Raw genomic sequence first — 13,716 nt, 5'->3', positions numbered from 1 at the left:
CCGCTGGGCCGCCCTCGCCGCCCACGCCGTGCCGTGGCTCACGCTGCCCTCCGGGCTGTGGCGCATCGCCCTGGTCGCGGGGCTGCCCGTGACCGCGCAGGAGCAGAGCGGTACCGGTGAGGCCGTGTACATCCTGGCACTCAGCGTCATATCGGAACTGCTCGCGTTGCTCACGCTCGGTCTGGTGCGCGCATGGGGTGAGACCGTCCCCGCGTGGGTACCCGTGCTCGGCGGGCGGCAGGTGCCGCCGCTCGCGGCCGTGGTCCCGGCCCTGCTCGGCGCCACCGGCCTCTTCGGGCTCGTGGGCTGGGCCTTCTACGCCCAGATCGCCGGATTGGGGAGCGAAACGGGTGTGACGGACAGTACAGCGCAAAGCGCGCTTCTCGTGCTTTGCTATATACCGCTGATCGCTTGGCCGCCCCTGCTGACAGCGGTCGCCCTCGCCTACTACAGGCGCCGGACGGCTTACGCATCCCCCGTGGCGGCGTGAAAGTTTACCCACCCCGATCAGCGGCCATGCGCCACGAGGCCACTATTTCTTCCCCTATCGGGCTGAACTTTTGTTGATCGTGGGTTAGTTGGCCGTTGCATCGCCTTACCCTTCAAAGGGTGAACCAACTGATGTCCTGTGCGACCGAAGAGGTGTCCGACGGCTTGTCCGCAACGGAAAGCGCACTCACGCAGCCGCTGCCCGGCACGCGGCCGCTCCCCGGCACGCTGCCAGAAGCGCTCCGTGCCGAACTCGTCGCCTTCCGCCGCGACGTGCACATGCACCCGGAGCTGGGCAACCAGGAGTTCCGCACCACCGCGGCCCTCAAGACCCGCCTCGAGGAGGCCGGCCTCGCCCCCCGCGTGCTCACGGCCGGCACCGGCCTCGTCTGCGACGTGGGCCAGTGGGACGGATCGCGGCCCATGCTCGCCCTGCGGGCCGACATCGACGCGCTGCCCATCCCCGACACCAAGCTCGTGCCCTACCGCTCCACGGTGCCCGACCGCGCCCACGCCTGCGGCCACGACGTGCACACCACCGTCGTTCTCGGCGCCGGCCTGGTCCTCGCGGAGCTGGCGCGCGAGGGGCGGCTGCCCTTTCCGGTGCGGCTGATCTTCCAGCCCGCCGAGGAGGTCCTGCCCGGCGGCGCCGCCGACGCGATCAAGGACGGCGTCCTCGACGGCGTAGGCAAGATCATCGCCGTGCACTGCGACCCCCGCGTCGACGCCGGCCGCATCGGCCTGCGGCACGGCCCCATCACCTCCGCCTGCGACCGCCTCGAGGTCTCGCTCGACGGCCCCGGCGGCCACACCGCGCGCCCGCACCTCACCACGGACCTCGTCACCGCCGTCGCCAAGGTCGCCACCGAGGTCCCGGCCGTCGTCGCCCGCCGCGCCGACGCCCGCTCGGGGCTCTCGGTGACCTGGGGCCGCATCGAGGCCGGACACGCGCCGAACGTCATCCCGCAGCACGCCGAGCTGTCCGGCACCGTGCGCTGCCTCGACCTCACGGCCTGGCGCGAGGCGCCCGACCTGGTGCACAGCGCGATCCAGGAGATCTCCGACCTCTACCGCGCCAAGTCCGAGGTCACCTACGTCCGAGGCGTCCCGCCCGTCGTCAACGACCCCGGCGTCGCCGACCTGCTGCGCGACGCCATGGCCGAGCGGCGCGGCCCGCTCTCCATCGAGGACACCGAACAGAGCCTGGGCGGCGAGGACTTCTCCTGGTACCTGGAGCACGTGCCCGGCGCCATGGCCCGGCTCGGCGTGCGCAGGCCCGGCGAGCGCACCGTCCGCGACCTCCACCAGGGGGACTTCGACGCGGACGAGTCGGCCATCGCGGTCGGCGTCGAACTCTTCACCGCCGCCGCCCTGTTGGACGCCGCGCGCACGACGGAGTAACCCCACCGGGACGTGACCGACGCTCGGCGCGAATAGGTACCGACGCTCGGCACGAATAGGTAACGGCCGCGCGGAAAACCGTTCCCCTCCCTTTCTACGCGCGTTACTGTGCGCCGAAATCAGCGCCGTCAACGGTGCGTTGGGGAACGTGAGGAGTACGTCCTATGCGTCGTGTATCAAGACTTTCCCAAGTGGCCGTGGCGGTGGCGTCGCTCGCCCTCGCCGCTTCGGCGTGCGGCAAGACGAGCAGCGAGGCCTCGCAGGAGGACGGCGGCAAGGAGAAGGACTCCGGGACGTCGTCCTCGTACAAGGGCAAGGGCATCGGTCTCGCCTACGACATCGGCGGGCAGGGCGACCAGTCCTTCAACGACGCCGCCTACGCGGGCTACGCCGAGGCCCGCAAGGAGTTCAAGATCGGCGGTGTGGACATGGAGCCGGGCGACGGCGAGTCCAGCGCCGACAAGGTCCAGCGCCTCGAACAGCTCGCCAAGCAGGGCTACAACCCCGTCATCGGCGTCGGTTTCGTCTACGCGCCCGCCGTGGAGGCGGCCGCGAAGAAGTTCCCGAAGACCACGTTCGGGATCATCGACGACAACACGGTGAAGGCCGACAACGTCGCCGACCTCGTCTTCCACGAGGAACAGGGCTCTTATCTGGCGGGCGTGGCCGCCGCGAAGGCGAGCAAGGCCAAGCACGTCGGATTCGTGGGCGGTGTGGACATTCCGCTGATCCACAAATTCGAGGCCGGATTCGTGCAGGGCGTGAAGTCCGTCGATCCCAAGATCGAAATCGAGAAGCGCTATCTGACGGAGAAGCCCGAGGAGGGCGGATTCTCCAGCCCCGACAAGGGGCAGAACGCGGCGAGCGGCCAGATCGAGGCCGGCGCGGACGTGATCTACCACGCGGCCGGCCTCTCCGGCCAGGGCGTCATCCAGGAGACCGGCTCGCAGAAGAAGTGGGCGATCGGCGTCGACTCCGACCAGTACAAGCAGAAGGCCCTCGCCAAGTACAAGCAGTACATCCTCGGCTCGGCCTTCAAGGACGTCGGCGGCGCGGTGTACGACCTGACGAAATCGGTCGTCCAGGGCAAACCGCTCAAGGGCGAGCAGCGCTACGACCTCAAGTCCGGCCGCGTCGGCTTCTCCGACTCCAACCCGAGGTACACGGCGATGAAGGACGTCGTCGCCGCCGTGGAGAAGGCCGAGAAGGACATCATCAGCGGCAAGGTGAAGGTCAAGACCGCGCCGTAGCGCGGCGTTCGAGTGGCGTGCTGTGGCCGATCGGACGTTGTACGTAGCACCCCCCGCGCCCGCCTCACGCCGTTTTACGTAGTACGTGCTGCGGCGACTGGGCGCCCCCCGCCAAGGGGGCGCCCACCGTCCGTTCGCCCCCCGGACGCCTCGTGGCCACAGCTCGATAACGGACCGGACAGAAGGGTTCTTATGTCAGGTCTACGCGCGTTACGCTGCGGCGAAATCAGCGCCGGGGTATGGCGCGTACGTGCTTGTGCTTGCTTGACTCAAGGAGTTCGTCTCTATGCGCCGGGTGTCTCGAATAGCTGTCGCGGGCGCCGCGACCGCAGCCCTCGCCGTCTCCGTCTCCGCCTGTGGTGGCACGTCCAGCGACGCCGCCGCGAGCAAGGACGACAAGAACAAGGGCGTCGCCATCGCCTACGACGTCGGCGGCGCCGGCGACCAGTCCTTCAACGACGCCGCGACCGAGGGCATGAAGAAGGCCGCCAAGGAGTTCAAGACCGGCGAGAAGGCCGTCGAGCCGGTCGACGGCGAGTCGGACGCCGACAAGACCCAGCGCCTGACGCAGCTCGCCAAGCAGGGCTACAACCCGGTCATCGGTGTCGGCTACGCCTACGCCCCGGCGATCAAGGAGGTCTCGGCGAAGTTCCCGAAGGTCACCTTCGGCATCGTCGACGACGAGACCGTCAAGGCCGACAACGTCTCCGACCTCGTCTTCAGCGAGCAGGAGGCGTCCTACCTCGCGGGCGTCGCCGCCGCCAAGACCACCAAGTCCAAGACCGTCGGCTTCGTCGGCGGCGTGGACGTCCCCCTCATCCACAAGTTCGAGGCGGGCTACGCGCAGGGCGTCAAGGACACCGACCCCAAGGTCAAGGTCGTCAAGCAGTACCTGACGGAGAAGGCCGAGGACGGCGGCTTCACCAGCCCCGACAAGGGCAAGACCGCCGCCCAGGGCCAGATCGAGAAGGGCGCCGACGTGGTCTACCACGCCGCCGGCCTCTCCGGTCAGGGCGTCATCGAGGCCGCCGCCGCCAAGAAGATCTGGGCGATCGGCGTCGACTCCGACCAGTACAAGCAGGACGCCCTCGCGAAGTACAAGAAGTACATCCTGACCTCGGCGACCAAGGACGTCGCGGCCTCGGTCTACAACCTCGCGAAGGCCGTCGAGGACGGCACCGCCAAGGGCGGCGTCGTCCGCGCCGACCTCAAGTCGGGCGGTGTCGCGCTCGCCGAGTCCAACCCCGACTTCATGAAGATGAAGGACGTCCAGGCCGCGCTGGAGAAGGCGGAGGCCGGCATCAAGGGCGGCAAGATCAAGGTCAAGACCAAGCCGTGATCCAGGTCAAGGCCACGCCGTGAGGCGGTAGTTGACCTGACGCCTGCCGAAACGGCAGCGTGATGCTCGTGTGACGGGGTGCGGGGGACCGAGGTCCACCCGCGCCCCGTTCGCGCGAGCCACTATTCATCAGCAGGGGCACTGCGCGCGTAGGCGGCCCCTTTCCTTCAGGCCCTTCAGGCCCTTTGGCCCCCGAGGAGAGTGCGCCATCGACGCGTCCACCAACCCTCCGCCCATCGCCGTCGAACTCGCCGGCATCACCAAGCGCTTCCCCGGAGTCGTCGCCAACCACGACATCCACCTCACCGTCCGCAAGGGCACCGTGCACGCCCTCGTCGGCGAGAACGGCGCCGGCAAGTCGACGCTGATGAAGATCCTTTACGGCATGCAGAAGCCGGACGAGGGCACCATCACCGTCGACGGTGAGCAGGTCGCCTTCTCCAGCCCCGCCGACGCCATCGCGCGCGGCATCGGCATGGTCCACCAGCACTTCATGCTCGCCGACCAGTTGACCGTCCTGGAGAACATCGTCCTCGGCAGCGAGAAGCTGCACGGCATCGGCAGCGCCGCCCGCCGCGCCATCCTCGACCTCTCCGACCGCTACGGCCTCGGGGTGCGCCCGGACACGTACATCGAGGACCTCGGCGTCGCCGACCGCCAGCGCGTGGAGATCCTCAAGGTCCTCTACCGCGGCGCGACCACGCTCATCCTCGACGAGCCGACGGCCGTCCTGGTGCCGCAGGAGGTCGACGCGCTCTTCGACAACCTGCGCGAGCTGAAGTCCGAGGGCCTCTCCGTCATCTTCATCTCGCACAAGCTGGGCGAAGTCCTCTCCGTGGCCGACGACATCACCGTCATCCGGCGCGGCACGACGGTCGGCACGGCCATCCCGTCCGAGACGACGCCGCGCCAGCTCGCCGAGCTGATGGTCGGCAGCGAACTGCCCACCCCCGAGACCGCCGAGTCCACCGTCACCGACCGCCCGATGATCCAGGTGGAGGGCCTCAAGCTGCTCGCCGCCGGCGACTCGGGCCGCGCCCTGCTCGACGACATCTCCTTCACGATCCACGAGGGAGAGGTCCTCGGCATCGCGGGCGTCGAGGGCAACGGCCAGACCGAGCTGATCGACGCGCTCATCGGCCTCAAGCACGCCGACTCCGGCGTGATCCGCATGGCGGGCCAGGACATCACCGCCGTACCCACCCGCAAGCGGCGCGAGGACGGCATCGGGTACATCCCCGAGGACCGCCACCGCCACGGCCTCCTCCTGGAGTCCCCGCTGTGGGAGAACCGCATCCTCGGCCACGTCACCGAGAAGCCGAACGCGCGGGGCTTCCTGCTCGACCTCAAGAGCGCCCAGGCCGACACCCGCCGCATCGTCGAGGAGTACGACGTCCGTACGCCCGGCATCGACGTGACGGCCGCCTCCCTGTCCGGCGGCAACCAGCAGAAGCTGATCGTCGGCCGCGAGATGAGCCACAAGCCGCGCTTCCTGATCGCCGCCCACCCCACCCGCGGTGTGGACGTCGGCGCGCAGGCGCAGATCTGGGACCAGATCCGCGAGGCGCGCCGCGAGGGCCTTGCCGTACTGCTGATCTCCGCCGACCTGGACGAGCTGATCGGCCTCTCCGACACCCTCCGCGTGATCTACCGCGGACGGCTCGTGGCGGACGCCGACCCGGCCACCATCACGCCGGAGGAGCTGGGTTCGGCGATGACGGGTGCCGCCTCAGGCCACCTGGAACACGTCGAGTCCGGCGACGGCTCCGAGGCGTCCGAGGAGGACGAGACCCGATGAAGAAGTTCGACAAGGAGCGCCTGCTCCTCGCGGTGGCCGCACCGGTCATCGCGCTGGTCGTGGCCGTGGCGCTGACCTCGGTCGTGCTGCTCGCCTCGGGCAAGAGCCCGATCGAGCCGTACACCCTGATGCTGGAGCAGATCTCCTACTCCGACGTGCAGGTCCTGACCATCAACCAGGCCGGCATGTACTACCTGGCGGCGCTCGCGGTGGCCATCGGCTTCCGCATGAACCTGTTCAACATCGGCGTGGACGGGCAGTACCGCCTCGCCGCGATGGTCACCGCAGTCGTCGGCGCGCACGTCGCGCTCCCCGCCGCGCTCCAGATCCCGCTGCTCATCGTGGTCGCCATGCTCACCGGCGCCTTCTGGGCGGGCATCGCGGGTCTGCTCAAGACCACGCGCGGGGTCAGCGAGGTGGTCGCCACGATCATGCTCAACGCCATCGCGACGAGCGTCATCGGCTACCTCACCCTCACCGAGAACTTCGGCGTGCCGGTCGGCAACAACCAGACCACCGGCGTGATGAAGGAGTCCGGCTGGTTCCCCGGCATCAAGCTGGCGGGCGGTGAGGTCTACGGCTTCGTCTTCGTCGCCGTCCTCGCGGGCGTCCTGTACTGGCTCGTCCTCAACCGCACCCGCTTCGGCTTCGACCTGCGCGCCACCGGCGCCTCCGAGTCGGCCGCCGCGGCCTCCGGCGTCAACGCCAAGCGCATGGTGCTCACCGCCATGCTGATCTCCGGCGGTGTCGCGGGCCTCTCCGGCCTGCCGATCCTGCTCGGCGACACCCACACCTACAGCCTCAGCTTCCCCGCGGGCCTCGGCTTCACCGCCATCGGCATCGCGCTCCTCGGCCGCAACAACCCGGTCGGCATCGCGCTCGCCGCGCTGCTCTGGGCCTTCCTCGACAAGGCCTCGCCCGCCCTGGACTACGCCACCCCGGTCGCGTACGACAAGGAGATCGCGGTGATCATGCAGGGCCTCATCGTGATCGCGGTCGTCGTCTCCTCGGAGACCGTGCGCCGCTGGGGCCTGCGCCGCCAGCAGCGCCGCGTGGGCGAGGAACTGGCCGCCGCCGCCCGGGCCAACGCCGACAACGGCAACAACGGCAACAACGGCAACAACGACTCCGCGAAGGAGGTGGCTGCCCGATGAGCACGGCATCCGTGGCCAAGCCCCCGGCCAAGCAGCCCGCCGCGGGCCGCCGCCGCATCTCGCTCCCCGTCCTCCTGCTCGCCATCGCCGGCGTCCTGGTGCTGATCTCGCTGGTCCGCGTCATCACCGGCGCCGACGGCATCACCTCCACCGGCCAGATGTCGACGGCACTCAAGCTCGCCGTGCCGATCGGCCTCGCCGGCCTCGGCGGCCTGTGGGCCGAGCGCGCGGGCGTCGTCAACATCGGCCTCGAGGGCATGCTCATCCTCGGCACCTGGTTCGGCGCCTGGGCGGGCTTCCAGTGGGGCCCCTGGGTGGGCGTCCTCTTCGGCATCCTCGGCGGCGCGCTCGGCGGCCTGCTGCACGCCATCGTGACGGTCACCTTCAACGTCAACCACATCGTCTCCGGTGTGGCCCTGAACATCCTCGCCCTGGGCGTCACCCGCTACCTCGCGACCTTCGCCTTCGAGGGCGAGGAGGGCGGTACGTCGAAGCAGTCGCCGCCCGTCGAATCCCTCGGGGACTTCTCGGTGCCGGGGCTCTCCGACTGGCTCATGGAGCTCAACGGCAAGCACTGGTTCCTCGTCTCGGACCTCGCGGGCCTGCTCGGCGGCCTGTTCACCAACCTCTCCCCGCTCACCGTGGTCGCCGTCGCGATGGTGCCGCTGAGCTGGTGGGTGCTGTGGCGCACCTCGTTCGGTCTGCGGCTGCGCTCCTGCGGCGAGAACCCGATCGCGGCCGAGTCGCTCGGCGTCAACGTCTACAAGTACAAGTACCTCGCCGTGATCATCTCCGGCGGCTTCGCCGGCCTCGGCGGCGCCTTCCTCTCCCTGGTCGCCTCCAACATCTACCTGGAGGGCCAGACCGGCGGCCGCGGCTACATCGGCCTCGCCGCGATGATCTTCGGCAACTGGATGCCGGGCGGCCTCGCGCTCGGCGCGGGCCTGTTCGGTTACACCGACAGCCTCAAGCTCCGCGGTGGCGGTACGAACGTCCACGCGCTGCTGCTGCTCCTGGCGATCCTGCTGGTCATCGGCGCGATCTACCTCGCCTGGCGCAAGCGGTACGTGCCCGCGGCGATCACCGCGGCCGTCTCGGCGCTGATGTTCCTGTGGTACGGCTTGACCGACGAGGTGCCCAACCAGGTCGTCACCGCCACTCCGTACGTGGTGACCCTGCTGGTCCTCTCGCTCTCCGCCCAGCGCCTTCGGATGCCGAAGGCGGACGGGATGCCGTACCGAAGGGGACAAGGAAAGTGACGACCGTTCCTGCGGACACCGACTGGGACGCCCTGCGGGAAGCCGCGCGCGAGGCGATGTCCCGCGCGTACGCGCCCTACTCGGGCTTCCCCGTCGGCGCCGCGGCGCTGGTCGACGACGGCAGGACGGTCTCCGGCTGCAATGTGGAGAACGCCTCCTACGGCCTCGGCCTGTGCGCCGAGTGCGGCCTGGTCTCCCAGCTCCAGCTGACCGGCGGCGGCCGCCTCACCCACTTCACGTGTGTGGACGGCAAGGGCGAGATCCTGATGCCGTGCGGCCGCTGCCGTCAGCTGCTGTGGGAGTTCGGGGGCCCGGAGCTGCTTCTGGAGACGTCCTCGGGCGTCCGCTCGCTGGCGGACATGCTCCCGGACGCGTTCGGGCCGCAGCGGCTCAACTGAACCTGGGCCCCCGCCTGTTGGCGGGGGCCTTCTTCATTGGCCGACTCTATGCGCGTAGAGTCGACCGCGCACGAGGCCGTAACTGCTGGAAGAACTGCTGGAAGGACATGCCATGGACGTCATCTCCGTCATCCGTACCAAGCGCGACCGGGGCGAGCTGAGCGACGAGCAGATCGACTGGGTCATCGACGCGTACACGCGCGGCGCGGTCGCCGACGAGCAGATGTCGTCCCTGGCGATGGCGATCCTCCTGAACGGCATGAACCGCAAGGAGATCGCCCGCTGGACCGCCGCGATGATCGCGTCCGGCGAGCGCATGGACTTCTCCTCCCTCTCCCGCCCGACGGCCGACAAGCACTCCACGGGCGGCGTCGGCGACAAGATCACGCTGCCGCTCGCCCCGCTGGTCGCCGCGTGCGGCGCGGCCGTCCCGCAGCTTTCGGGCCGGGGCCTCGGCCACACCGGCGGCACCCTGGACAAGCTGGAGGCCATCCCCGGCTGGCGTGCGCTGCTCTCGAACGAGGAGATGCTGAACGTCCTGGACGGCGTCGGCTCGGTGATCTGCGCGGCGGGCGACGGCCTGGCCCCCGCGGACAAGAAGCTCTACGCCCTGCGTGACGTCACCGGCACGGTGGAGGCCATCCCCCTGATCGCCTCCTCCATCATGTCCAAGAAGATCGCCGAGGGCACGGGCTCGCTGGTCCTCGATGTGAAGGTCGGCACCGGCGCGTTCATGAAGAATCTGGCCGACGCCCGCGAACTGGCGTCCACGATGGTGGAGCTGGGCACGGACAGCGGCGTCCGCACGGTGGCCCTGCTCACGGACATGTCGACCCCGCTGGGCCTGACGGCGGGCAACGCGCTCGAGGTCCGCGAGTCGGTCGAGGTCCTGGCCGGCGGCGGCCCCTCCGACGTGGTCGAGCTGACCCTGGCGCTGGCCCGCGAGATGCTGGACGCGGCGGGCCTGAAGGACGCGGACCCGGCGAAGGCGCTGGCGGACGGCTCGGCGATGGACGTATGGCGCCGCATGATCGCCGCGCAGGGCGGCGACCCGGACGCGAAGCTTCCGGTGGCCCGCGAGCAGCACGTGGTGACGGCGCCGTCGTCCGGCGTCCTGACCCGCCTCGACGCGTACGACATCGGCGTCGCCGCCTGGCGCCTGGGCGCGGGCCGCGCGCGCAAGGAGGACGTGGTCCAGGCGGGCGCGGGCGTCGAACTCCACGCCAAGCCGGGCGACTCCGTCGAGGCGGGCGCGCCGCTGCTGACCCTGCACACGGACACGCCGGACCGGTTCGCGTACGCGCTGGAGTCGGTGGAGGGGTCGTACGACATCGCTCCCGCCGGCACGGGATTCTCGCCGGGGGCGATCGTGCTGGACCGGATCGGCTAGGGCGCGGGGCGGCGGGGCGCTGGGCCGCCTGCGGGTACGTCGTGGCTGATCGCGCAGTTCCCCGCGCCCCTTCGGGGCGCCCTCTGTGACCAGCGCTTACTCGTACGGGTGAACGGGATCGGTGGGCCGCCGCCGGTCCCGTTCGGCATGCTGGGATCGGTGATGACCGATTGGAGAACCGCCGTGAGCGCACTCACCTTCGGCCACGAACCCGGCCAGGACTGGGACGACCTCGTCCGGCTCTGGGAGGAGATGGAGTGGCCCGAGGGCAGCAAGGTGGAGATCATCGAGGGGATCGTCACTGTGGCTCCGCCGCCGTCCAACAATCACAACGCCGTCGCTGATCTCGTGCAGCGGAGTCTCTATCGCGTGATCCCTGATGACTGGGGCGTTTACCAGACGCTGGGCGCGGCGCTGCCCTCCCGCGACAGTCTTTGCATCCCCGATGTCGCGGTGGTCCCGAGGGCCGTGCTCCGTGCCGAACGAGGCAACTTCGTCCCGGCTGCCGCAGTGAAATTCGTCGCTGAGATCACCTCGTCGTTGAACGCCAACAATGACCGCACCGAGAAGGCCGCCGCCTACGCCGCCGCCGGCATCCCCCTCTACCTCCTCATCGACCGCTGGGCCCCCGGCGGCCCCACCATCACTCTTTACGGCGAGCCCAGGGGTGACGTCTACCGAGTCCTGAGGGCCTGCAAGTCCGGCGAGCCCATCAAGCTCCCCAAGCCCTTCGACCTGGACCTCGACACGAGCGCGTTCCCCCAGGACTGACGCGGACGGGGCGGCGATCCATCAGGACGCGATGAGGCGGCTGGTGAAGCCTGCGGTGAGGAGGCTTTCGTAGGCGGCATGGACGTCGTCCGGCACGTCCTGCTCGATGGCGAAGCCGAGCTTCGGATACTCGATCACCCGCTGCAGGTCGCCGACGAGCATGTCCAGGACGAGCTTCTCGTCGCCGATGCTCTTGGCGTAGTCGTCGAGGGCCAAGGACTCCGAGGCGCAACGCACGCCGACCTCGGGCCAGAGTTTGCGGGCGGTGGCGTAGGAACGACGTTCCATATAAGGCTTGGAGACCAGCAGCACCGAGGCCGGGGAGACCCCTGCCTCGGCCAGGACCTGACGGGCGTACGTGATGTTGTGCCCGGTGTTGGAGGCGCGCGTTTCCAGCAGGATCGCCTCGTCGGGCACCCCGAGGGCGAGGGCGTGCTCCCGGTAGTGGACGGCTTCACCGCGCGGGAAGCGGGCCGCGGTGGTGGGGCTGTTGCCACCGGTGAAGACGAGGACGGGAAAGAGGCCGGCCCGGTAGAGCTGGGCGGTCGTGGTGGCCACGCCGAGGTCGTGACTGCCGAGCCCGATCGCCACGTCCGCCGGCTGAAGTTCGTGCCGCATCTGGTGGTACTCCCAGATCAGCCGGGCGTCAGCCCACTGCTCATCGGTCACGGCCCACTGGGCGTCGTCCGTCGGTCCCGTCACTGGTGTCGCTCCCTGGTCAGTGTCGCCCGAGGCTCTTCACCCCACGCTCGTAGCACGCCTGTTCCTGATGTTCTCGATGCTGTGGCGCTGGTGGCTGAGCCCGTACTCAGCGGCGACCTTCGCTGCCCTGTCGAGGACATGGAGACCATCATCCAGGGTGGCCGGGTCGGACAGCAGAATGTGGCCGTGGGCGGTGTCCAGGCGCACACGTTGCATGGGGGAGTCCGCGGTACCGGTCGCGCGGGCGATGCCGATGTGGTGCAGGGCGGCGGTCAGATCACCGGCCCCCCCGATGGGCGAGGGCCAGCTTCTGCTGAGCCACGGACCAGTCCTCCGGCTCGCAGAGATCCTCGAACTCCCGCACAGCCGCCGCCATGACGCACGAGGCGTACTCCTGATTGCCCTCCTTGCTGAGCGCTGTTCCCACCCACAGGCGGGCCCGCGCGCGGTCACGAGGGGAGAGGCGGTCATCGACGGCGAGGGACTCGTACTGACGGGCGGCCCATTCCAAGTGGCCGGCCATTTCCGTGACAACGGCCAGGGACAGGTCCACCTGGGCCACCCGTCGAGGGACGTCCAGCCGGGCGAAAACCGCCCGGGCCTCACAATAGGAACGGCGGGCCGACAGGGGGCCGATGACGGCGCCCTGGTCCCGTTGCACGTCTCCCAGCAAGGCGGTGGAACGGGCGTAGAGGTAAAGCCCCTTGTCGTCCAGGTGGGCCGGAGGGAAGCGGGTCAGCCAGCGGCGGAGGAGATCTTCCGCGAAGGCGAAGTTCTGTCGTGACAGGGCGACGAGGGAACGATCCAGGTCGTCGGCCCAGGATTCGTACTCCCACGCACGTGGGCTGCTGACGGTGGCCCGCCGGAGAGGGCCGGTGCCGGCTCTTCCGGCTTCGGAGAGGTTGGTTTCGAAGCGAAGCTGGGCAGCCGCGTCCGCGCGGGCGAGCGCGGTGTCGAGGATGGCCTGGGTGTCCTGCCTGGGCCCGGTGGAGGAGAGGAGCTTCTCCCACTTCGAGATCGTCCGGACGCCGACGCCGAGATGAGCCGCGAAGGCCCGAACGCTCATCCGAAGTGCGAGCCGAAGTGCCCTGGCTTCCAGCCCGGACCAGTGGTGCACGGTCGCCACGCGTTCCTCCCTTGCTGTCGCCATGCAAGCACGTCGATCAGAGGCAGGGGGACGAAAGTGCCACGGAAGTGCGACAAGCGGCCATTGGAGCAGCCCGCTCGCCGCGACAAGCTCGACGGACCGGCTACCGCGACCGCAGCCGGCAGCCGGCAGCCGTTTCCCGGCCCGCACAACCGAGGTGTGCCATGTCCAAAGAGCTGCACAAGTACTTCGACGCCGAGCGACGTGCGGTCGGCGAGGCCCGGGGCTTCGTGATCACCTCGCTGAAGAGGTGGGGAGTCACCGGCGCGGAGGCCGAGGACATCCGGCTCTGCGTCTCGGAGCTGGCGACCAATGCCCTGCACCACGGCACTCGTCGCGGCCACGGGTTCCTGGTGCGCCTCCGCGTCGACGAGGACTCCGTACGTCTGGAGGTCCACGAGAGCCAGGACGTCTCGCCCGATCAACCTCCCCACATGCGGGAAGCCGCCGACACGGAGACCGCCGGGCGCGGCCTGAGCATCGTCGACGCGCTCGCCGACGAATGGGGCGTCGACGAGCGCTCCCCGTTCGGGAAGATCGTGTGGTCCCGCTTCAAGGCGGCACCGACTCCGCAGTTTGCTCAACCCCATCTGCCCGTCCGGCCACCCCCTCCTGCCC

12 protein-coding genes and 1 pseudogene are annotated in these 13,716 nt (G+C 69.5%); 11 read left to right on the top strand and 2 right to left on the bottom strand.

Going from position 1 to position 13,716, the window contains the following annotated elements:
• From GKQ77_RS16030 to GKQ77_RS15985, 10 genes are all read left to right on the top strand, one after another.
• On the top strand, window positions 1–490 hold a 490-nt coding region (locus GKQ77_RS16030; protein ID WP_219689447.1), incomplete at its 5' end, for a hypothetical protein.
• A gap of 131 nt (window positions 491–621) precedes the next feature.
• On the top strand, window positions 622–1,890 hold the full coding sequence (locus tag GKQ77_RS16025) for a M20 family metallopeptidase (protein ID WP_219689449.1): 1,269 nt from the start codon (window positions 622–624) through the stop codon (window positions 1,888–1,890).
• 164 nt (window positions 1,891–2,054) lie between these two features.
• Entirely contained in the window at window positions 2,055–3,140 is a 1,086-nt protein-coding gene (locus GKQ77_RS16020; protein ID WP_219689446.1) for a BMP family lipoprotein, read from the top strand.
• Between the two features lie 286 nt (window positions 3,141–3,426).
• A complete protein-coding gene (locus GKQ77_RS16015) occupies window positions 3,427–4,479 on the top strand; it encodes a BMP family lipoprotein (RefSeq protein ID WP_219689445.1) in 1,053 nt (350 codons plus the stop codon).
• 208 nt (window positions 4,480–4,687) lie between these two features.
• A complete protein-coding gene (locus GKQ77_RS16010) occupies window positions 4,688–6,277 on the top strand; it encodes an ABC transporter ATP-binding protein (protein WP_372459895.1) in 1,590 nt (529 codons plus the stop codon).
• The gene (locus tag GKQ77_RS16005; protein ID WP_219689444.1) at window positions 6,274–7,431 is read left to right on the top strand and encodes an ABC transporter permease; all 1,158 of its coding nucleotides are present in this window, start codon (window positions 6,274–6,276) and stop codon (window positions 7,429–7,431) included. The genes GKQ77_RS16010 and GKQ77_RS16005 overlap by 4 nt, the downstream gene beginning before the upstream one ends.
• Window positions 7,428–8,690, top strand: a complete 1,263-nt coding sequence (locus GKQ77_RS16000) for an ABC transporter permease (RefSeq protein WP_219689443.1) — start codon at window positions 7,428–7,430, stop codon at window positions 8,688–8,690. The genes GKQ77_RS16005 and GKQ77_RS16000 overlap by 4 nt, the downstream gene beginning before the upstream one ends.
• Window positions 8,687–9,088 carry a cytidine deaminase gene (locus GKQ77_RS15995; protein ID WP_219689442.1) on the top strand — a complete coding sequence of 134 codons (402 nt, stop codon included), beginning with the start codon at window positions 8,687–8,689 and terminating at the stop codon, window positions 9,086–9,088. Before GKQ77_RS16000 ends, GKQ77_RS15995 begins: the two co-directional genes overlap by 4 nt.
• Window positions 9,089–9,200: 112 nt before the next feature.
• Window positions 9,201–10,478: a thymidine phosphorylase gene (locus GKQ77_RS15990; RefSeq protein WP_219689441.1), complete on the top strand. Its 1,278-nt coding sequence runs from the start codon at window positions 9,201–9,203 to the stop codon at window positions 10,476–10,478.
• A gap of 183 nt (window positions 10,479–10,661) precedes the next feature.
• On the top strand, window positions 10,662–11,249 hold the full coding sequence (locus GKQ77_RS15985; protein ID WP_219689440.1) for a Uma2 family endonuclease: 588 nt from the start codon (window positions 10,662–10,664) through the stop codon (window positions 11,247–11,249).
• Window positions 11,250–11,270: 21 nt separating this feature from the next.
• On the opposite strand, the gene GKQ77_RS15980 is transcribed toward GKQ77_RS15985, so the two are convergent.
• Together GKQ77_RS15980 and GKQ77_RS15975 are read right to left on the bottom strand one after the other, a co-directional pair.
• The gene (locus tag GKQ77_RS15980; protein ID WP_219689439.1) at window positions 11,271–11,951 is read right to left on the bottom strand and encodes a YdcF family protein; all 681 of its coding nucleotides are present in this window, start codon (window positions 11,949–11,951) and stop codon (window positions 11,271–11,273) included.
• Window positions 11,952–11,987: 36 nt separating this feature from the next.
• Window positions 11,988–13,077, bottom strand: a pseudogene (locus GKQ77_RS15975) (helix-turn-helix domain-containing protein).
• 185 nt (window positions 13,078–13,262) lie between these two features.
• Here GKQ77_RS15975 and GKQ77_RS15970 point away from each other — a divergent pair.
• Window positions 13,263–13,716, top strand: a 454-nt coding sequence (locus tag GKQ77_RS15970) for an ATP-binding protein (RefSeq protein ID WP_219689438.1), incomplete at its 3' end; no start/stop codon positions are given.

This window comes from Streptomyces anatolicus, assembly GCF_019400875.1.
Taxonomy (GTDB): Bacteria; Actinomycetota; Actinomycetes; order Streptomycetales; family Streptomycetaceae; genus Streptomyces; species Streptomyces anatolicus.
The sequence above is the reverse complement of the archived record's forward strand: the minus strand, read 5'-3'. Positions and strand labels throughout refer to the sequence as shown.